Annotated in this window: 18 protein-coding genes; 5 read left to right on the plus strand and 13 right to left on the minus strand. The window is 43.1% G+C overall.

Annotated features, from left to right (window positions below; translation table 11 throughout):
* Nucleotides 1-143 precede the first annotated feature (143 nt).
* The 8 genes from DFP76_RS15420 to DFP76_RS15455 all read right to left on the minus strand — a co-directional run bounded on the left by DFP76_RS15420 (nt 144) and on the right by DFP76_RS15455 (nt 10672).
* A complete protein-coding gene (locus tag DFP76_RS15420; protein ID WP_245931956.1) occupies nt 144-1199 on the minus strand; it encodes an aldo/keto reductase in 1056 nt (351 codons plus the stop codon).
* A 99-nt stretch (nt 1200-1298) separates the two neighbouring features.
* Nucleotides 1299-2519 (minus strand): cytochrome-c peroxidase, encoded by a 1221-nt coding sequence (locus tag DFP76_RS15425; RefSeq protein ID WP_113875503.1) that lies wholly within the window; start codon nt 2517-2519, stop codon nt 1299-1301.
* Between the two features lie 170 nt (nt 2520-2689).
* Nucleotides 2690-2944, minus strand: a complete 255-nt coding sequence (gene minE / locus DFP76_RS15430) for a cell division topological specificity factor MinE (protein WP_063331204.1) — start codon at nt 2942-2944, stop codon at nt 2690-2692.
* Between the two features lies 1 nt (nt 2945).
* Nucleotides 2946-3755: a septum site-determining protein MinD gene (minD, locus tag DFP76_RS15435; protein WP_113875563.1), complete on the minus strand. Its 810-nt coding sequence runs from the start codon at nt 3753-3755 to the stop codon at nt 2946-2948.
* A gap of 51 nt (nt 3756-3806) precedes the next feature.
* Nucleotides 3807-4532 (minus strand): septum site-determining protein MinC, encoded by a 726-nt coding sequence (gene minC / locus DFP76_RS15440; RefSeq protein ID WP_113875504.1) that lies wholly within the window; start codon nt 4530-4532, stop codon nt 3807-3809.
* 282 nt (nt 4533-4814) lie between these two features.
* A complete protein-coding gene (locus tag DFP76_RS15445; RefSeq protein WP_113875505.1) occupies nt 4815-8531 on the minus strand; it encodes an SbcC/MukB-like Walker B domain-containing protein in 3717 nt (1238 codons plus the stop codon).
* Nucleotides 8528-9820, minus strand: a complete 1293-nt coding sequence (sbcD, locus tag DFP76_RS15450; RefSeq protein WP_113875506.1) for an exonuclease subunit SbcD — start codon at nt 9818-9820, stop codon at nt 8528-8530. Before sbcD ends, DFP76_RS15445 begins: the two co-directional genes overlap by 4 nt.
* Nucleotides 9821-9841: 21 nt before the next feature.
* A complete protein-coding gene (locus DFP76_RS15455; RefSeq protein WP_113875507.1) occupies nt 9842-10672 on the minus strand; it encodes a 2Fe-2S iron-sulfur cluster-binding protein in 831 nt (276 codons plus the stop codon).
* A 219-nt stretch (nt 10673-10891) separates the two neighbouring features.
* On the opposite strand from DFP76_RS15455, the gene DFP76_RS15460 reads away from it, so the two are divergent.
* Complete coding sequence (locus DFP76_RS15460; protein WP_147084225.1) at nt 10892-11389, plus strand: hypothetical protein; 498 nt, start codon at nt 10892-10894, stop codon at nt 11387-11389.
* Nucleotides 11389-11730: a hypothetical protein gene (locus tag DFP76_RS15465; RefSeq protein WP_113875509.1), complete on the plus strand. Its 342-nt coding sequence runs from the start codon at nt 11389-11391 to the stop codon at nt 11728-11730. Before DFP76_RS15460 ends, DFP76_RS15465 begins: the two co-directional genes overlap by 1 nt.
* 81 nt (nt 11731-11811) lie before the next feature.
* Here the strand turns inward: DFP76_RS15465 and DFP76_RS15470 are convergent, their stop codons facing one another.
* Nucleotides 11812-13284 (minus strand): aminoacyl-histidine dipeptidase, encoded by a 1473-nt coding sequence (locus DFP76_RS15470; protein WP_113875510.1) that lies wholly within the window; start codon nt 13282-13284, stop codon nt 11812-11814.
* 236 nt (nt 13285-13520) lie between these two features.
* On the opposite strand from DFP76_RS15470, the gene DFP76_RS15475 reads away from it, so the two are divergent.
* Complete coding sequence (locus tag DFP76_RS15475) at nt 13521-15155, plus strand: pectate lyase (protein ID WP_113875511.1); 1635 nt, start codon at nt 13521-13523, stop codon at nt 15153-15155.
* Between the two features lie 48 nt (nt 15156-15203).
* On the opposite strand, the gene DFP76_RS15480 is transcribed toward DFP76_RS15475, so the two are convergent.
* Entirely contained in the window at nt 15204-15794 is a 591-nt protein-coding gene (locus DFP76_RS15480) for a DUF6268 family outer membrane beta-barrel protein (RefSeq protein WP_113875512.1), read from the minus strand.
* 161 nt (nt 15795-15955) lie between these two features.
* Complete coding sequence (gene gorA, locus DFP76_RS15485) at nt 15956-17332, minus strand: glutathione-disulfide reductase (protein ID WP_113875513.1); 1377 nt, start codon at nt 17330-17332, stop codon at nt 15956-15958.
* A 185-nt stretch (nt 17333-17517) separates the two neighbouring features.
* Between gorA and xthA the strand changes: the two genes are divergently transcribed.
* Nucleotides 17518-18330, plus strand: a complete 813-nt coding sequence (gene xthA, locus DFP76_RS15490; RefSeq protein ID WP_113875564.1) for an exodeoxyribonuclease III — start codon at nt 17518-17520, stop codon at nt 18328-18330.
* Between the two features lie 171 nt (nt 18331-18501).
* Entirely contained in the window at nt 18502-18816 is a 315-nt protein-coding gene (locus DFP76_RS15495) for an ArsR/SmtB family transcription factor (RefSeq protein WP_197465326.1), read from the plus strand.
* Nucleotides 18817-18865: 49 nt separating this feature from the next.
* Here the strand turns inward: DFP76_RS15495 and DFP76_RS15500 are convergent, their stop codons facing one another.
* Both DFP76_RS15500 and DFP76_RS15505 read right to left on the minus strand, forming a co-directional pair.
* Nucleotides 18866-19558 carry an alpha/beta fold hydrolase gene (locus tag DFP76_RS15500; RefSeq protein ID WP_113875514.1) on the minus strand — a complete coding sequence of 231 codons (693 nt, stop codon included), beginning with the start codon at nt 19556-19558 and terminating at the stop codon, nt 18866-18868.
* Between the two features lie 18 nt (nt 19559-19576).
* Entirely contained in the window at nt 19577-20416 is an 840-nt protein-coding gene (locus DFP76_RS15505) for a DNA ligase (RefSeq protein WP_113875515.1), read from the minus strand.
* Nucleotides 20417-20577: the final 161 nt, after the last annotated feature.

Genomic DNA, 20577 nt, shown 5'->3' on the forward strand with positions numbered 1-20577 from the left:
AAAAAAACCGATGCTTGCATCGGTTTTTTTTGGTCTATTGTTTTTTACTCTATGACCTTTGCTCAATTAAAAGACAGCCAATAAAAAAGCCGAACACCCAAACAGAGTGATCGGCTTTATCATACGAGAAAGCACTTACAACATTAAAAAGGTACTGGGTACTCTTTAAACACCATCATAATGTCTTTTAATGCCGGCTCACTAAGCGTCATATCAAAAGCGGCCATATCTTCTTTCAATTGATCTAAAGAAGTCGCCCCAATGATAGTCGAAGTTACACCATCCACTTGATCACACCAAGCCAAGGCCAATTGTGCCGGCGTCATATTATAAGTGTTAGCCAGCTCTACATACGCCGACACCGCTTTCTCTACTAAAGGCGTATCACGGAAAATACCGTTACGTTGCGCGTAACTCCAACGACTCCCCTCTGGACGAGCACCACCAAGATATTTACCGGTTAATGCTCCTGCGGCCAGAGGCGACCATGGTAAATATGCCACATCTTCATGGACGCAGTTTTCAATTAGGTAAGGCCAATCTTTGGCATGCAATAGACTAAACTCATTTTGAATCGAGGCAACTCTTGGCAAGTTATGCTGTTCACTTAAACGAAGATATTCATTAATGCCCCAGGTCGTATCGTCAGACAAACCAAAATGGCGAATTTTACCTGCTTTGATGCATGCATCAATGCCCTGCAAAATATCCAACATCTGATTAGAGTGATCTTCTCCACTCACATCAGTAAAGCGGAAATGATTGGGAAAATGTTTGCCAAAATGAGGAGACGTACGATTAGGCCAGTGCAACTGATACAAATCGATGTAATCTGTCTGTAAACGCTTCAAAGAAGCGTCCACCGCCTCAATCACAGCTTGCCCAGTTATCGGACCACCGTCACGAATATATTTTAATCCAGAACCAGCTATTTTAGTCGCCAGTACGAAATCGTCACGCTTAGAAGGATGTCGAGACAACCAATCACCAATAATGGTTTCCGTTTTACCATATGACTCAGGTGTCGGAGGAACCGAATACATTTCCGCCGTATCCATAAAATTGACACCGTGATCTAACGCATATTCAATCTGCTCATCGGCATCCGCTTGCGTATTTTGAGTTCCCCAAGTCATGGTCCCCAGACAAACTCTCGAAACCTCCAAGCCTGTACGGCCTAATGGCACATATTTCATCATTCATATCCTTCTTAGGAAAAAGAAAGTATCCATGAAAACAAAAAACTGATCATCAGACCAGTTTTATCAATGAAAACAATGAGGACGTGAACGAGAAAGCTAATTTAGCGGATTATCAGAATCGTCCAATAAAGGTTCATAACGTTGATCTGTGAGTGTTTTTAAGAAAGCGACAATCGCATCAACACGTTGATCAGGCAATGCAGGCCCCTTTTCCAATTCAACAAAATCAATGTTTTCAGCCACTTCTGGCTCAGCCCAAAGCTCACCCGTTTCTGGGTTAATAGTACGTGTCGGGTTGTTATATTTGTCATAGAACAGCACCACAGTTCGCAAATCTTTAAATACACCATTGTGCATATAAGGACCTGTGACCGCGACGTTTCGTAAGGAAGGAACTTTAAATTTACCCGCTTGCTTAGAATCATCAATATCCGGGTTATCCAATAAGCCACGATCAATAACGCCACTCTGTGCCACTAAGGCTGGATTAGCAGGCACGCCAATGTTTCGGTATTCATAATTTGTAAAGGTTTCTTGTTGGTTGAATGGCGAGCTATTCAACTGGTGACACGCATTACAATTGGTGAACTGTTGCGAGAAAAACAACGTCTTACCCAATTCTTCTTGCGGTGTTAACGCCACCTCTCCTCGCAACGCACGATCGTATTTTGAATCGAACGGCATAAAGAGTTCAGTTTTTTCAAAACTGGCAATGGCATCGGCAATGGCATCATAGCCCGCTTTTGGGTCATCTAATACACCTTCGCCATACAAGGTATCAAACGACTGCTGATATTGCGGATTCTCTTTAACACGCTGAACAACGCTATCACCATCTGGCAATGCCATTTCAACTGGATTGACGAATGGACCTTGAGCTTGTTCGGCCAATCCTGAAGCTCGCCCATCTAAGAACTGCCCACCACGGTATTCGCCGTTAGACATACGATGAAACGCTGGTGAAAACGCCGCGTAGCTGGCAGTTGGGGTATTACGCCCCCCCATTGAGTGCCCATCACTGCCTAACGAAACTGCACCACCTACTGCATCTAAGCGCTTATCAACAAAAGCGGTGGCAATGGCATGACAGGTAGCGCAAGACTGGTTTCTATCTTTGGATAAATTGGTATCGAAAAACAACTGCGACCCCAACAGGGCTTTAGGGTCGGTCATAGGAATGGGTAACTCGTTCGACGCTTTAGATTGAGACGTTTTAGCGTGTTTTACTACTTTAGTTTGGCTGGCAACCTGATTTGACTCGCTGCAAGCAGCCAAGAAAAAAGCGGCGGTTATGCCCAAAGAAATTCGCAATATCATTGACTACTCGGCACTCTGTTTCCATTGTGAAAGGCATAATACACCCAAGACAAAAATCAGTAAAACAATGACAATCATTATTACTTAATTTCCACCCTTAAAAGCATTTACCACGATGTACATCAAACAAGGTGACAAATGCTCTTACGCCGACATGTCTTCTATACGAACTATTGATCAGGTAGGGTCACATTTAATTCTAAAACAGAACACTCATCTGTGTTGTCTAATTGAATCTGTACATCTTCACTGCCAATTTGCACATACTTTCGAATGACATCGATAATTTCTTGCTGCATTTGCGGCAAATAATCTGGCTGCTGTCGCTTCGTACGTTCATGCGCAACGATTATTTGCAGCCTGTCTTTTGCTACAGAAGCCGAACTGGGTTCAGCTTTACTCTTAAAATAATCAAATATACCCACACTAACCTCCTAATAGGCGCTTGATAAAGCCTTTCTTTTGAACCTCTAAAAAACGCAATGGTTTTTCTTCACCCATTAAGCGATCAACCGCGTCGGTATAAGCCAAACCCGCCTCAGACTCAGTCTCTAAAATCACTGGCGTCCCCTGGTTAGATGCTTTTAAAACCGCTTCGGATTCTGGAATTACACCCAATAAAGGAATGGCCAGAATGTCTTCAACGTCAGATACACTTAGCATTTCCCCTAAAGCAACACGCTCCGGATGGTATCGCGTTAACAGCAAATGCTCTTCGATTGGCTCTTTACCTTCTTCCGCACGTTTTGACTTACTTTGCAAAATCCCCAAAATACGATCCGAGTCTCGAACCGAAGACACTTCAGGGTTTGTCACAACAATGGCAGCATCAGCAAAATACAGAGCCATCTGAGCCCCTTTCTCAATACCTGCTGGTGAATCACAAATAATGTAGTCAAACTCTTTGGAAAGCTCTTCCAGAACCTCCTGAACCCCTTCGATTGTCAGCGCATCTTTGTCTCTGGTTTGAGATGCTGGAAGAATGAACAAGCCTTTAGTACGCTTATCTTTAATCAATGTCTGTGATAGGGTTGCTTCTTTGTTGATGACATTGACAAAGTCATACACCACTCGACGTTCACACCCCATAATCAAATCAAGGTTACGCAACCCCACATCAAAATCAATGATGACGGTTTTATGCCCTTTCAACGCAATGCCAGTACCAATTGCTGCACTAGACGTTGTCTTCCCAACACCACCTTTACCTGAGGTAACGACAATAATCTTTGCCAATGCTTTATCCTCCAATGACTCGAAATGAATCATTTTAATTAATCTATAAACTTACAACGGAACCACTTCTAACTGTTCGTCCGCTAAATACACTTGAGCGCTGTCTTTCCATACGATCTTCTGTAATGCATCACTCAACATAAAATTACCCGCGATAGAGACCAACTCGGCCTCCATGCTTTTACAAAAAATACGCGCTTCCGTATCCCCTTTCACGCCTGCTAAAGCACGACCACGCAAAGCACCATAAACATGAATATTGCCATCAGCCAACACTTCAGCACCGGCACTGACTTGTGTTAATACAATCAAATCCCCTTCCGCATACACTTGCTGACCTGAGCGAATCGGCTTAGTAATGACTTTTGTCGCTTGCGGAATTAGCTTTTCTTCCACAACCGTTTTAACCACAACATCTGGACTCACTTCAGCTGACGTCACTGGCGCCATATTGATCGCACGGGCTTTACTAGCAGGCAACAAGGCAATCGACACTTGAGCGTGCCATACTGGCAATGAATCCGGATCACATCGCCAACCGATAACACTTAACCCTAGAGTCGAAATAGCTGTTATCAAGGCTTCAAAGTCTTCGATACGAATGCCACGCTTCATCTTTGACAGATCAATGATGATCGGCGCTTGATTAAAGAAATTCGGCACTTGTGCAATTTTTTTTTCTAATTGAGTAACAATCCCCTCTAATGAAAACGAGCGAATCTCCAATAAAATAGTAGTAACCACACTTCCTTTTAATTGGAAGCCAGAATCAGTCATCTACATTATCCTTATTAAACAGTCTAAACATGGCCACATGCGCAAAAAATATCACATAGCCTTAATACCGCTGCATTCTACCAAGGCCACCAACGAAAGAAACGCTAATAAAGGGTATTTTTACAATAAAGAAACACAATATTTTGCTCTCTTATAGTGCCTCATGTAGCTTGAGTGCTCAATATTGAGCGATCTTTTAACTTTATGATTCCATTGAGGTTTTACAAGTTACTTACATACTTGTTCCCATTAAACTGGGGAAAACTTTTGCACCATAGATAATCAATCTGTGACGGAAAATTCAGGCGCCAATCGACTCACCCCCAAACCACTTTGCTTCGTTAACTTAATTTGCACAGGAATTCGCTCTTTCAACGCACTAATATGGCTGATGATGCCAATGGTCTTACCCGAAGAATGCAAGTTGTCTAACGCGTCCAAAGCGGATTCCAAAGTTTCACTGTCCAACGTGCCAAAACCTTCATCAAGAAACAAAGAATCAATACTGGTTTTATGGGATACCAAATCGGAAAGAGCCAAAGCTAAAGCCAAACTCACCAAAAAAGACTCGCCACCAGACAGGGTTTTTGTATCTCGACTGGCATCCGCCTGCCAAGTATCAACCACCTCAAGGGAAAGTGTATCTTGCTCACGACGTTTTAGTTGATAACGACGATGTAATACCTGCAAATGTTGGTTGGCTAAATACACTAAATGATCCAGCGTTAGGCTTTGCGCAAACCGTCTGAACTTAGCACCATCTGCCGAACCGATAACATAATTGAGACGCTCTAGATGCACAAAATCAGCTCGTTTTTTCTCCAGCTCCTCAAGTAAACTCGCTACTTGCTTGCTACGCTGCTCCTCTTGTTTCAACTGTTCAGTGACCACCCCCCACTCACGATGCAAGGCTTGCTGTTGAGTTTGCAGCTCATCCCGTTTCCTTTTCAACTCATCCAGATTAATCAACAACAAGGACGGATCAGCCAACTCATTTTGCATTTCATGATGCTGTTGCAAGTTCTGTTGGGCTTGAGTGAGTAGCGTTTGGTGTTGAGCAAAACGAGCTTGCAATGTGCTATCCATTGCTTGCCATTCTTGCCGCTGTTGCTCTGAAACACGCGCTGCTTGCCAGCTTTGTTCATCGTTAAAGCCTACCTGTTCCAAGCTTGCGAACCATTTAGGTTGCAAAACTTGCTCATGCTTCAACTGCTTTTCGATATTAGCCTGCATAGATTTAAGCTCAGTCGTCAGAGCTAATAAGTCATCCTGCAAGGCCTGCCATTGGGATTGTTGTAAATGTTGCTCCTGCTCAGCGTGTGTCAGCTTTTCTTTCATGACCTGCTGCAGGGAGTCGACCGTCTCATCCCCAAGCAAATCAGATAAGGCTTCACGAACCTTCGCAATCTGCTGATTTAGTTCACTCAGCTTGTTATCAACTTTCTTCAGATTACTCTGGCTTTCATCTAGGCCGGATTTGAGTTTACTCTGTTCGAACTGCGCCTGATCTCGCGTTTGCATGAGCTTATCTTGTGACGATTTAGCCTCTTTCCACGCCATCACATCTTGTTGTAAACGTGCGATTATCTGAGTCATAGGTTGATCAAACAAAGTTTGTGGCACACCAGCATGTTGCATCGCATGTTGAAGCGCCTGCTCTGCATGAGCAATGTTGTTCATCACCTCTTTCTGTCGGCTTTGCTCAGTTTCTAACGCTTGTTTGGCTAACTGCAGATGAGCATCCAATTCGGCTAATCGAGCCTCATAATTTTGACGCTGTTCTTGCAAAGCTTGCAGCTCTTTTTCAAGCTGCATAACAGCACTGTACTTTTGTTGAACAGGAGACTGTATTTGCTGGACAGCTTGCCATGCTTGTATGAAAGGTAAGACCTGTTGTTGATTGCCCAAAACATCGAGTCGAGCATTCTGGCTATCTTCTAGATAATGAGGAGATAAACCTAAACTAGACAATAAAGGCAAAACTTGTTGTTTTCTTTGTTCTTGTTGCTCTTGCAAACTCAAGAGCTGCTGACCGAGTAATGCAACCTCTTTTGCTAACAGTTTTTCATCTGCTGCTAGCGTTTGACCTTGTTGCTTCACTGTGTCTAAAGACTGATTCAAGGTCATCAACTGCTGCTGGTGGCCAGAATCTTGCTGGTACAAGGCCTGATGCAAATCGTGTTGTTCTGAGCCACACAATGGACAAGATTGCCCTTCATGAAGTTGCTCACGAAGCGTGGTTAAAGCAGTAATATGACGTTCTGCTTCCACCAGCTGCTCAAGAGTTTTCTGATGCGCGGCTTTTTCTTTATAGGACTGTCGAGCATCCACCAGCTGTTGTTTTATGTTTACTATTTGAATGTTTAATTGACTGACCTTCTCTTCAAGCTGACTTTGCTCAAGCTCATTCGACTGATAATCCTGCAACAATTGCTCTATCTGCTGACTAACTTGCGCTTGCCTTTCAACCTGTAAAGCCTGGTCCGACCAAGTTTGCCAATCCTGACCACCAGTAAGCTCATGAAAGGCTTGCAACGCTTCAGCATGATATTGCTGTTTGATTTGCCAGTCATTACTTGAGGTCTCGCCAAGTGTCACATGCTGTCGCTGCTGACTAAGAGCCTCATCATAAGTTTGCTGCTTTTGCTGCACCGATGATGACGATTGCCCTAATGTCTGATGATTGACAGACAGGCTATCTAATTGATGCTGCCAATTGGCCAACTCTGCTTCAACCTTTTCCATGCCTTGGTATTGGTCAAGCTTTTGCTGGTTATGCTCAATAGAAGCCATGGTTTGAGCTAATGCTTTTTCTCGCTGCTCTCCTTCATCTAGCAGTAATTGATGTTTCCGATGAGCTTGCTCAACTAAGGCTTTCTGCTCATCTAGCTGACTAGATAACCCTTGCTCTTGCAAGACCAAAGGCTGAATTTTATGTTGGATCTGTTGCTGTAACTGCTCAGCTTCCTTCTTGATCGCCGCCAAATTCTCTTTACTGATCTCAAGGTTCTTAGTGATCTCTTGTTGTGCATCAACCTTATCTTGCTTATTTTTTTCCAGAGAAAGGCATTCGTCTTTGAGTTGAGCCAAAGCATCACGAACCTCCATCAGCTTGGCAAAATCCGCATCAAGACTTTGCGCTTTTTGTGCCTGTTCCAATGCGTCTTTCTGATCGGCAAAAGCCAGCAGCGACGCTTCCGTTTCAGCCAATGACTGTGCAGCATTGTGTTCTTGTTGTTGGAGTTCTGCTTGCTTTGCCTGCCACTCAAATGCCCTTTGATAACTTGCTACTTGCTTAGCATAAGTTGCGTCTTGTTCGGCAAACTGTGCCTCTTTTTGCTTCAAAGCTTGGAGATCATCAGCTGACATCAACGGCGTTTGTTGACTAGCCAGCTCCAGCGCCACGATCGCTTGCTTTTCTTGCTTGTGCTTATCAAACACCCATTTCGATACTTGCCCATAAATTTCCGTGCCGGTCAGTTCTTCCAACAATTCAGCACGTTCATTGGCTTTGGCATTCAAAAAAGCCGAAAAGCCGCCTTGCGCCAGCAGCATAGACTTAGTAAAACGAGCAAAATCCAGCCCTGTTATTTCAGCAATTTTGTCGATTTTATCGTTTATCTTAGTGGTGATGATGCTGCCATCAATCTCACTTAATTCACAACTCATGGGTTGCAGCTTGCCATCACTGACATTACGCGCTCTTCTTTGCGACCAAAAAGCTCGATAGCCTTTACCCTTTACTTCAAATTCCACCTCCGCCAAACATTCCGCTGTATGGCGAGTCATAACGTCATTTTGACTAGGCGAGACTTTTAATCTAGGCGTCTCATGATACAAAGCCAAACAAATGGCATCTAATAAGGTGGACTTGCCTGCACCAGTGGGTCCGACAATGGCAAAGACCCCCGCTTCATCAAATGGGCTTTTGGTAAAATCGATCTGCCATTCCCCTTTTAGGGAATTGAGGTTCTTGAGTCGTAGCTTACAAATCTTCATTCGACTGTCTCCTCTTGGCTATTACTGTGGCCTGCCGTCTGCTCACTCACCGCTTCTAGGCACTGTTGAAAGAGCTGCGACAAAGCAGTCTTTTGCTCATCTGGCAAATCCAAGCTGGCGGCAACACTGCGATCGAAAACTTCCTCAACGGATAATTCAGATAGGGTTTGTCGCTCAGTAAAAGAAACCGAGTTTTCACTTTGTGTTTTTTTACGCATCACTCTTAGCAACTCAATAGGCTTGCCTTCTACGGCTTGTAATAACTGCTTATGCAAATCACTTAAGTATTCATCCGCTATGACAGACACTTCCAGCCAAATGGTTTTGCCTTCTTCACAAGATAAGCCATCAATCTGTGACACTAGACTTTGTAGATCTCCTTGCAAGCTAGTCATAGACTGAAAACACGGAACCTCTTTTAGCGCCACTGGTTCTTCTTGCTCAGCAAATAGATCATCCATAACCTGGTTATCTTTAGACAATAAATTGGTATCAATAATCACCACCGATTTTTCACGACCTAATTCGTCAAAACTGAGAGGAATGGGTGAACCGGAATAACGAAAGCAACCGTTATTGCCTATGGCCTGCGGTCGATGAATATGACCTAATGCTAAATAATCAAAAGGTGGGAAAACCGATGTGGGTAAGGTATCCAGAGTACCAACATACAAATCACGAACTGACTCGCTAAGCTGACTGCCAAATGCGGTAAGATGGCCAGTCCCTATAATAGGCAATGGCTCTTTTCTATCGACATTACGCTGTGTGGCGACCTGATAAAGGCTGAAGTAGAAGTCTTTAATTTGCTGTAATAACGCTTCTTTTTTGTCCTGCTCTGATTGACCCGATTGACTTTGAACAATGTCCTTTGGACGTAAATACGGCACGGCACAAAGCCAAGCAGCTTCGTTGCCTTGATGGTCCTTTAGAGAAATTACATGTGAGTTTAAGTCGGTTAAATCCGCTTGAGAAATGACCTGAACATCCAGATAGGCCAATAAACTCTTCGACTCATTGAGCATACTCACCGAGTCATGATTACCCGCAATCACCACCAACTGACATTTTCTTGCACGCATCTCCAACACCAATTGATGGTAGATTTCACGAGCGTAACTTGGCGGAGAGCCGGTATCAAACACATCACCAGCGATGATAACGGCTTCAATAGACTCTTGCTCTACCACAATCAAAAGCCACTCAATAAATGCCTTATGTTCTTCACGACGGGACTTACCCATGAAATGTTGCCCCAAATGCCAATCTGAGGTGTGTAAAATCTTCATTTGGTAACCTAATTTGATTATTCAGCGCACAAAATGCAGCTGATGAGTTCGAATACGTAATGGTCTTAAATAGGCTTCCCATTGTTGCAGGGAGCGTTTTTGGCCATGATACAGAATGTTTAAATCAGTTGAGTTAGTTTTACTCAAAACTTGCGAAAAGGCTTCCCGCAAAACAACCTGTTCCACTAGGTTCTCAGGTTCAGCGGATAATGTACAACAGGCTAATAGATCGCAATTCTCGTTCGCGAGCACCTCTCGCCAATGGGTTTCATAAGCGATATTTTCGGCGGCTAAAACCACCAACCAAGGCCCTTGATCAACCCCTAATTCATACAACAAACGACCTTTCCTAATCCCCTGTTGAAGCTGCAAAAAAACACGATCCGCTGGTGCAAGATTCATCGCTTTATGCCAGTTTTCAGCCGATATCTGCGACTTTGCTAGCACTAACGTCAACGCTTGCCCAGCTGAGTTTAAAGCCATGAATTCTTCCGCCAAGCCTTCTTGATCAAATGACAAGCGTAGGCGATCCCCAAAAGACTCATCGCTTGGCCCCATCAAGGTCAATTCAATATTGGCTTCATCTAGTCGTTTTGTGGAAATAAGGGAAAAAGCAAGGCTTGTTGAGACAGGTTGAGTCGTCAACATTAAGGGAGAAACAAGCTGAGTTTGGCAAGCTAGGATAGACTCACCATTCTTTTGATCGTATAAACGACATGCGCCACAGGCACCAGCACGGCAGCCATAATGAACGTCAAATTGGTTAGCAAGCAACGCCATCAGAAGGTTGTCACCCGCCTCTACGTCAGCCTTCTTACCATTCAAACTTATCGTCAGTCTTTCTGACTCCATGATCAAACCTAAGCGAATTTAAAACCAAGATTATGACACAGTTTATCAGGGTAAGCTTGGATCCTATTTTTAAGATATTAAGTCAGTTTCGTTTCCTGTGACTTGCTTTATGCGCCTGAATCACTAATCTGTAAAAGTGGTCAATTCCTAACCATCACACTCACAACCAAACCGCTGGAGGTTAATATCCATTATAGTCAGCCAATCTACAGTTTGATTGTGATATTCATTTGTCTTGGTATTAGCCACATAAGCGCAGCCAATCATCTCACTAACAACACAGACACGCTTAAAGTACACCATGATCATTTCGGGTCGATTAAATTTGGGGAAAGACTGACAGATACCCAGTTAGCGTTTACCATCCAATCAACTCTAGTCAATGAATGCCAGTATATTCGCTTCGATGACTACCCTAATGTGTCCGTCATGGTCGTTAATCATGTTATTGAACGGATAGATACCGACCAACTCAATGTCATTGACAAAGAAAGCCCCTTCTATGAATTAGCGTCACACTCACTTAGTTTGGCCGACTTTTCTAAAAAATATCCTGACATTGAAATAGCACCTCATGAATATGAGAATGGTGTGTATTTACGCTGGTACAATTCAAGTAAGACCAAAGCCATTGTCGTGGATTATATTAACGACAACATTGATATTATCAAAGCTGGGCGAGTGCCAAGCGTTTTATACATCGAAGGCTGTGCCTAATGTCAAACCTCATCCATTCTTTATCAGGCTTCAGTTTACGAACACGTCATCCCTGCCTATTTATTATCATACTCTTTATCATGTTAGCGCTAATAACCGCTTGTGATACAAAAGTTGGCGGTGCATGCCAATACAGAAATGGCATCGAGTCAGCAACCGTCTCACATATTGATAAAAGTTATGTGATGTTAAGCAATAAGCATAATCAGTTTGAAGCAGCGCTTAATCTATTTTCTTCTGCGCCAATCAAAGGAGAAAACTACACAATTCATTATCAATACATCACCCAAGGCAGCTGTACTCCTATGCAAATTGAATCCGTTCATTTAGAAACCTATTAAATGAACCCTCTAATCTTGATTAAACTTATATCCCTGAGCACCACCCTTGAAGCGTATCTAAGGTGGCACCATCACTGTATTTTAAGCTTTTGGCGTTGAGGCTAATAAGGCCAACAACAAATCCCAAAAATCGGATACAGAATCAATCTCCATGCGCTCCGTTGGCGAGTGCGCACCTCGTATGTTGGGGCCAAAAGACACCATCTCCATACCGGAATATTTTGCCCCAATAATGCCGCACTCTAAACCTGCATGAATGACTTTGACATTCGCTTCATAACCCATGACCTCTTTATGCACTTGCAAAAATGCTTTCAGTAAGCCTGCATTCGGATCGGGACGCCAACCTGGGTAGCCATTTTCCAAACGAACTTGGGCATCAATCAAAGAAAATGCCGACTTGGCGACATAAGCTTGATGTTCTACGGCAGAATCAACTAATGAGCGGACGAGCAAACAGGCATCAAATTTCTTTATCCCTGATGCGGCGTTAGTCAGGTTGATGACCCCTAAATTGCACGACGTTTCTGTCACACCCTCTAATTCTGCACTCATTCTATGAACCCCATGAGGGGCACAATATAAAGCATTTAACAAACTGCCTGTGTCCGTAGCATCCAGTTCAGAGTCAAGTGTCGCTGGCGTTAAGCTCACTTTTAAGTCCGCTTCAATGGAAGCAAATTCAAGCTTGGCACTTGCCTCAAAGGTTTCAATAAAACGGAATAGGACAGCCTCATCACAGGCTTTCAGATTGATTGTTGCCTTAGCGTCACGCGCAATGGCATTACGAAGAGTACCACCTGAAAAAGCGCTTAACCCAAAATCACAATGTTCTCTTAACAAAGTGAGTAATCTGACAATCAATACGTTGGCGCTGGCACGACCTTTGTGGATGTCCAAACCAGAGTGACCACCGCGTAAGCCAGAAATCGTAATGTCATAGGCTTTTTTGTCTGCGGTAGCTGGAATCGGCGTATAAAGCTTATCGATGTTAATATCGACGCCACCGGCACAACCAATGTAGACATCACCTCGGTCTTCGGAATCCAAATTGAGTAGAATTTTACCTTGTAAAATACCTTCCTCAAGCTGCAAAGCACCTCGTAGGCTAGTTTCTTCCTCTATGGTAAACAAAGCTTCGATTGGTCCGTGTTCAAGGTCAGTAGACTCTAATACCGCCAAGGCGGCTGCCACACCAATACCATTATCCGCACCTAACGTCGTGCCTTTTGCCGACACCCAACCGTCAATGATTTGAGTTTGAATAGGGTCTTTAGTGAAATCATGCTCAAGGTCTGCTTCTTTTTGCGCCACCATATCCAAGTGACCTTGTAAGACAACTGTTTGTCTGTCCTCCATTCCTTGACTAGCAGGCTTACGAATCACCAAATTACCCACTGGATCAATATAAGTCGATAAACCAAGTGACTCCGCCCAAGAGATCAGATGATCTCGTAATTGAGCTTCATGAAAAGAAGGCCTTGGAATACTGCATAGGGTTTGAAAATGTCGCCAAACGGGCTCTGGTTGCAAAGTGCTTAATACTTGGTTCATTCGATACTCTTAACAATGGTCGATTTTCACTAGGGTAAAGAAGCCCAAGTACTGAGGCAATCGAAATTAAGACTAGCTCTATACAGAAAACGCATGTGACTGAGTATACCTACCTCATGCGAAATTCAAATTTTGAAATGACGTTTTATTTTATGGAATCACATTTGATATTTCGCTATTATCAATACCCAACACCGCCTAACAATCAGTACCAATAAAAATAACAGGACGTCATAATGCAAGCTGTACTGGATTATCTCACTCAATATGCTGATACCATTTTGCGCGATTTTAGCGACCCTTATCATGGTACGCCTTTATTGTTTGATGGTTGTCATGCCCAAAGCAAACAACCGATTAGTTGGAAAAATACCGATGGTCGGATATGGCAACCGTCCAACCTTGCAAGCCAGCAAAACCTATTTCGTTTTTTTGTTGGTTTGTCTAATGTCACCCAAGACCCTCAATACAAACAAGCAGCTCAAAACGCCATTCAATGGCATTTCGATCATGCCGATGCAAGCGGCTTAATCCGCTGGGGCGGTCACTCTTTTATTGATTTAAAAACCTTAGACTCGGTCGGCCCTGAAAACAAAAACATGGTGCATGAACTTAAACATCACTGTCCTTTTTATGAACTTATGTACGAAACCAACCCAGCTGCCACCCGCAAATTGATCAAGGCCATCTGGAACACCCACGTCACTAATTGGCAACATATGGAAATGTCCCGTCATGGTCAATACGGTTTGGATTTTGATGAATTAAGTGTTTGGGATAAACCCAAGCAAGCTAACTTATCCCCTTTACGAGAAATGAAAGGCTTGTCCTTCGTGAATATTGGCAACGATTTGGTGTTCAGTGCCGGCATGCTATATGCCATGGATGAAGATGAGAAAGCCCTATATTGGGCGGAACATTTAATGCGTCAGTACGTCAACAGTCGACACCCTGATACCCAGTTGGGTTGCTATCAATACAATCAACCCCTTAAAACCGGCAACGCACCAACGGATGAGCACCATCCGCAATATACCTTTTCGTTTTGGGGTGACAGAGCACAACGTCAATTTGGCCCAGAATACGGCGATGTCGCAAAAGAAGCTTGGGTGCTATTCAAGATTGACGAAGAAGCGCTCAATGGCCCTGAAGGTATTTACGGTGACTGCGCCTTAGCACAAACGTTACTCGCCAGAGAGTTAGGCACAAGAGGCAAACAATTACTGAATTGGACAACCGAAGGGCTAGAAGCCTGGGCGCATTACGCTTACGACTCGGATACCAACGAAATAAAACCCATGTTCGCGGATGGTAAAGACCTCACCGGTCACAAGATTCCACGCTTTGGTTATTATGGCCAACAAGGTCAAGAACTGCTTCGCCGCCCTCTTCCTGCCCATGTCTTCCTTGCTTACGTGACGAACTGGTGTGAATCTAGAAGCCAAGCACTCTGGCCGACTGTTTGCGCTATGGCAGCACACTTTGGCTTGGGTGATTGGCAAAAAAGAAAAGCTATCGAATTTGATGGATCAATCGATCCTTTACTCTTATTTGCCTCATTGGAAATGCATCGCTCAACAAAAGACCCTTTCTTTATGACATTATCGGATACGTTGGCAAGCGCTCTCTTCAAACAAATGGCGCATCATGGTCTATTCACCCCATCATCTGAACACATATATTGTCGTTTCGATGATGTCGCCCCACTGGCCCTACTCACCTGGATTGCCCATAAAAAAGGCTCATTTGATCAAGTACCAATTTATCGCAGCCGAGGTGGCTACATTCATGGGGACATATTGCTGGATAACGGCAAAGTAAAAAACATCATGGATGTGAAGTTTATTTATGAGCAGAAAAGACAGTATTAGAAAATGTGAGCTCACTTTGATATGGAGTGAGCTCGGAGGGATTCATTCTTAGAATTGGTAGCCAAATCCTATAGCTACAGTACTGGTATCGTTTTCAAATTTGTATTTAGTACCATCTACTTCAAAAGCACCATCCATTGAAGATACAGAGTAGTTGGCTGAAACAAACATATCTTCTTTAATTAAATATTCAAAACCGACACTATAATATAGGTCATTACTTGTATCAGACAATTTAGTATCATCCGACAAACTTTTATCATCATATTCACTGGTGTATTCGGTATCCCAAAGCGAAATTCCTAAACGGGCATTAACTGTAAGGGCATCATTTATCTCAAATGATTTTTTAATGCCTACGTTTATGGCTGAAGAAGTGAAAGTGTCAGTATATTTATCATCTTCATCAATCAAACGAGAAGAAGCCGTTCCATAATCATGATATGCAAGCTCTGCTGACCAAGATGGAACAAATTGATAGGCAACTCTTAAAGCCAGAGAAGTATCATCACTGTCTACAGAATTTTTTACTTTTTGACTAGTTTTCCCCACCAACACCTCTGCGGTAAAAGGCTTATCTGCGGCCATTGCCATAGAAGCCCCTGAAATAGCTAAAACACCCAACAATACTTTTTTCATTTCCTTATAAACTCCATGTATTTGTAAAACAACGTAAGCATTACGTAAGATTTTGTAATTTACCAAAACGAATGCTGTTAAGCAATTGGAACATAAGGCTTTTATAAACAAAAAAAGACGCACAAGGCGTCTTTTTAGAGGTTGTTATTTATGCTTTTTAATTACTCACGTTTTTTAAGCGATCCTTCTGAGAAAGTCACAAATTCTTCTGCGCTCGTTGGGTGAACACCAACAGTAGCGTCGAAATCGGCTTTGGTCGCGCCCGCTTTAATGGCAATACCCAGACCTTGAATGATCTCACCGGCATAATCCCCCACCATGTGCGCACCAATCACTTTGTCATTAGCGTTGTTCACCAGTAGCTTCATTAATGAACGAGAAGTACTGGCGCTCAACGTGTGCTTCATTGGACGGAAATCCGTTTGATAAACGCGGAAATCTAACCCTCTGGCTTCGGCTTCTTGCTCACTCAATCCCACAGTACCAATTGCCGGTTGGCTAAATACCGCAGTAGGAATATTATCGTAATCAAAATTCACCGGTTTACCTTCAAACCAGTAATCAATCAACGCCATGGCTTCTTTGATCGCAACTGGGGTCAGTTGAATATTATCGGTGACATCACCAAGGGCAAATACACTTGACACCGATGTAGTGAAGTTACTATCAATGACCACAGCACCATTTTTACCTGTAATGATATTGGCTTTATCTAGACCTAAAGAACCAACATTAGGCACACGGCCTGTCGCGTATAGAACCAAGCCAAACTCTTCACTACGTCCATCTTTAAAGTGCACCATACGAGAACCATTGGGTTGCTTAGGATCAACCAACTCAATACGTTCCACATCCGTGTTTAATTGCACATCAATGCCTGATTTCTCGTATTCGACGCTAGCAAAGTTGCGCACATCTTCATCAAAACCACGCAACAGTTGATCACCACGATACGCTAATGTGGTTGTTACCCCCAAGCCATTCAAAATACCGGCAAACTCAACGGCAATGTAACCCCCGCCGACAACCAATGCTTTACTAGGAAGTGATTCTAAATAAAACATTTCATTGGAACTGACCACAAGATCATTACCTTCGAAGTCAGGAATAAATGGCTTAGCACCAACCGCGATCAAAATACGCTCGGCCGTGTAAGTTTGACCATTTACTTCGACTGTATTGGCATCCACAAAACTGGCATAGCCTTTGATCAAGTCCACTCCAGCATTGTTTAATAAATTGCCATAAATACCATTTAATCGTTCAATTTCCTTGGTTTTGTTGTCACGCAAAACAGACCAATCAAATGATACGCCTTCATGTTGCCAACCAAAACCTGCTGCTTCTTCAAAACCATGACCAAATTCAGAACCATACACGAATAATTTCTTTGGCACACAACCAATATTGACACAGGTTCCGCCTAATGCGCTGCCTTCCGCAACCGCTACTTTGTAACCTTTTGACGCTGCCACTCGACTTGCTCTTACTCCGCCTGAGCCAGCACCGATAACAAATAAATCGTATTGATAAGCCATTATGTATTTCTCCAACATCATGCTTTATAAATCTATCTCGCCAGTGTAGCAGGGCTAACCAAAAAAGTTCAAAAGAATCATTCTATTAGAGCGATCAAAAAAAGCATTTAAATGTGCAAAGCAAAGACAAGATTGACGACGCCACATCTGCTATTATTGGCAAAAAATACAGTTGGAAAGATGCTATGAAGTTTGTCTCTTTTAATATTAATGGTCTGCGCGCTCGACCACACCAAATTGATGCTCTAGTAGAAAAACATCAACCTGATGTGATTGGTTTACAAGAGATCAAAGTCCACGATGACGCTTTTCCTCATGAAATCCCTCAAGCCGTTGGCTATCACGCCTATTATTACGGCCAGAAATCTCATTACGGAGTCGCCATATTCAGTAAACAACAAGCCACTCAAGTGGAATACGGATTTCCAGGTGATGATGACGATGCCCAACGACGTATGATCATCGCCACTTTTGATACACCTCACGGGCCAGTCAAGGTTCTGAATGGGTATTTTCCACAAGGTGAAAATCGCGATCATGAGACGAAATTCCCTGCGAAACGCAAGTTCTACGCTGACTTAATGAACTACCTTGAGAATCATACTGCGGACGAGAAAATCATTGTCATGGGTGACGTTAACATTTCACCAACAGATCTCGACATAGGCATTGGAGAAAATAACGCGAAACGCTGGTTAAAGACTGGTAAATGCAGCTTTTTGCCAGAAGAAAGAGAATGGTTTAAAACCTTATTAGATTGGGGATTCACTGACACCTACCGCCACCTGAACCCCTCTAAAAATGACCGATTCAGCTGGTTTGACTACCGATCGAAAGGCTTTGACGACGACCCTAAACGAGGTCTTCGAATCGATGTCATCTTATCCTCGGCAGGCTTAACCCCCTATGTAGCGGAAGCCGACGTCGATTATGAATTGCGAGGTTTGGAAAAACCATCAGACCATGCACCTATTTGGACACGTTTCGACTTTAAGTAATCAGGATCACACAACGGCCACTGTTTATTTTTTGAACAAATTAGACAGAGGCCGTCTTACTTGATGAGAATAAATATTAACTAATACTACCCCCAGATTTATCCACAGACATTGTGGATGACTTTTTTTTGATGAGACAATGCAAAGCAATGCGACATAAAGGAAAGATGTATGGCCAATAATTCCATGACAATGCAGGAGATGATTACACAATCGTCCCAAGCTGCCGTGTTTCTGAAAGCACTAAGCAATGAGAATCGATTATTAATTTTATGTCATTTATTAGAAGGCGAAATGTCGGTCACGGCCTTGAATGAAAAGCTCCCACTTAGCCAGTCTGCTTTATCACAACATCTTGCTGTGCTTCGAAAAGACAATCTGGTCGCCACTCGTCGTGAATCCCAAACTATCTATTACAGTTTAGGCGATCAGCGGGTGAAAACCTTGATAGAAACCATGCACAGTTTGTTTTGCCCAACATTGTAAAGGCCACTCCAGCCAATCATGCAAAGCATGAATTCAGCTGGTAGAAAACCTATTCGGTAAAACACGCTTGCACATACTTAGCAAAACACTGTGGTCGTTCTATCGGTATCATGTGGCCACAAGTATGGATATCAAACCATTCTGCGACATGACTGTCTTTAAAGCGTTGCCGATCAGATACAGACAACAAACTATCTTCCGTTCCCGCCAAGACATGAATTGGTATCTTTAATTCTTTAAGACGAGTGATTAAATCTGGTCGCTCTAAACTGGCCGTTAATTGTTGCACCAAAGAGGCTTCGCCCAACGCGCCATCCATCGCCTGAATCAGGGCAATCAAATGCTCATTGTCTCGAGAAGATGCCGCCAGCATCGACTGCGCTTTCCTTCTCGGTATACCAGAATAACCTTGCTTAGCCACCCAATTGAGTGCCACTTGCCTTTGCTGACGCTCTGCTTCGGGCAACCCAGTTGCAAGATTGGATACCAGCATCAACCGCTGTACCCTATGAGGGTGTCTTACCGCCAATGCAGCGGCTAAGTATGCTCCCATGGAAAACCCCAGTAAATTCACTGGCGAGTCAGGCAATCGTTTTAACAAACAAGCCACCATATCATCCAATGAACTTTCAAACGGAATAGCTTGATGTGTTAACAGAATATTTTGATCTAAATATTCATTGGCTTGCTGCCAAAGTCGTTCATCACACATAGTGCCAGGTAAACAATGTATTTCCGTCACAACTCACTCTTTCGTCATTTAATAGACGGAATATCTTAACCTTTGAAACACCGCAAAACGAGGAATACCTCGCTGGGTAAAGCCACTGTGCTTGAAGATAACCGTTGAGCCCACTGCTGGCGGATTTTCTCTTTCTTGATCACTGAAACCACTGCCAATTTTAAAACGCACACCTGACGGCATTTCCACTAAAATCGCCCCCATTTTATGTTCATATTTCCCCTGACCGGGTAACAAAGCGATTACTTTCGCCTCTTTTTCTTCATAAGGTTTGAGTTTTAATAAGTTATCTGTACGACCACTTTCAAACACCGCCATTTTACGATGCAACATCAAGCCTTCCGCACCTGATGCAACATATTCATTCAATCGATCGTACAGTTCAGGTAAGCTCGCTACGGTAAATTGTTCCACTGGTATCACGTGAGGCAAATCAAGGTGGTCTAAAATACGTTTATAACGAGCATACCGCTGTTCAAACGTCATGCTTCGTTCTTGGTCTGGGGCATCAAAGATCATGTATTTTATTTGTCGCCACTCATGCTCAACCGGCTGTTTCTTTCGCACGATCGACATAACGTTGGCAAAGTCATCCCGCTGAGTCCAAAGCTCACCATCTAACCAAATATTGGGCAGTTTTTCGGTGAACCACTGCGGCGCATTAATGTCATTTCCTTTACGAGTAATCAGCTTAGATCCGGTCCAGATGGCTCGAATACCATCGTATTTTTCGCTAATAAGGTAATCTTTAACGCGAGTTTCGTCACTAAATTGAGTGGCTAATTGCACATCTGTTTGGGCAATGCTTGAGGCGGGAAGGCTTATCATAAGCCCAATCAAAAAAAATCGTATCCACATATCTCACTCCTTGAGATCATTTCAAAGTTATCTGTTCCTAGGTATAAAATTAAAGTATTTAATTCTGTTTAGCAATTTTTAAGAAAAAGTTGTCTTTTTTCAAAAAGCGCACACAAAAAAGCCAAGCATATGCTTGGCTTTTAAACTTGCAAAAAGACTGG

Origin of the sequence: Marinomonas aquiplantarum, assembly GCF_003314975.1 — a bacterium.
Classification (GTDB): domain Bacteria; phylum Pseudomonadota; class Gammaproteobacteria; order Pseudomonadales; family Marinomonadaceae; genus Marinomonas; species Marinomonas aquiplantarum.

Excerpts from the sequence above, each read along its gene's own strand:
- DFP76_RS15445 (WP_113875505.1), bottom strand. The coding sequence starts at position 8,531 with ATGAAGATTTGTAAGCTACGACTCAAGAACCTCAATTCCCTAAAAGGG.
- DFP76_RS15505 (WP_113875515.1), bottom strand. The coding sequence starts at position 20,416 with ATGTGGATACGATTTTTTTTGATTGGGCTTATGATAAGCCTTCCCGCC.
- DFP76_RS15425 (WP_113875503.1), bottom strand. The coding sequence starts at position 2,519 with ATGATATTGCGAATTTCTTTGGGCATAACCGCCGCTTTTTTCTTGGCT.
- xthA (WP_113875564.1), top strand. The coding sequence starts at position 17,518 with ATGAAGTTTGTCTCTTTTAATATTAATGGTCTGCGCGCTCGACCACAC.
- DFP76_RS15465 (WP_113875509.1), top strand. The coding sequence starts at position 11,389 with ATGTCAAACCTCATCCATTCTTTATCAGGCTTCAGTTTACGAACACGT.
- DFP76_RS15495 (WP_197465326.1), top strand. The coding sequence starts at position 18,502 with ATGGCCAATAATTCCATGACAATGCAGGAGATGATTACACAATCGTCC.
- DFP76_RS15480 (WP_113875512.1), bottom strand. The coding sequence starts at position 15,794 with ATGAAAAAAGTATTGTTGGGTGTTTTAGCTATTTCAGGGGCTTCTATG.
- sbcD (WP_113875506.1), bottom strand. The coding sequence starts at position 9,820 with ATGAAGATTTTACACACCTCAGATTGGCATTTGGGGCAACATTTCATG.
- minC (WP_113875504.1), bottom strand. The coding sequence starts at position 4,532 with ATGACTGATTCTGGCTTCCAATTAAAAGGAAGTGTGGTTACTACTATT.
- DFP76_RS15455 (WP_113875507.1), bottom strand. The coding sequence starts at position 10,672 with ATGGAGTCAGAAAGACTGACGATAAGTTTGAATGGTAAGAAGGCTGAC.
- DFP76_RS15470 (WP_113875510.1), bottom strand. The coding sequence starts at position 13,284 with ATGAACCAAGTATTAAGCACTTTGCAACCAGAGCCCGTTTGGCGACAT.
- DFP76_RS15420 (WP_245931956.1), bottom strand. The coding sequence starts at position 1,199 with ATGATGAAATATGTGCCATTAGGCCGTACAGGCTTGGAGGTTTCGAGA.
- gorA (WP_113875513.1), bottom strand. The coding sequence starts at position 17,332 with ATGGCTTATCAATACGATTTATTTGTTATCGGTGCTGGCTCAGGCGGA.
- DFP76_RS15475 (WP_113875511.1), top strand. The coding sequence starts at position 13,521 with ATGCAAGCTGTACTGGATTATCTCACTCAATATGCTGATACCATTTTG.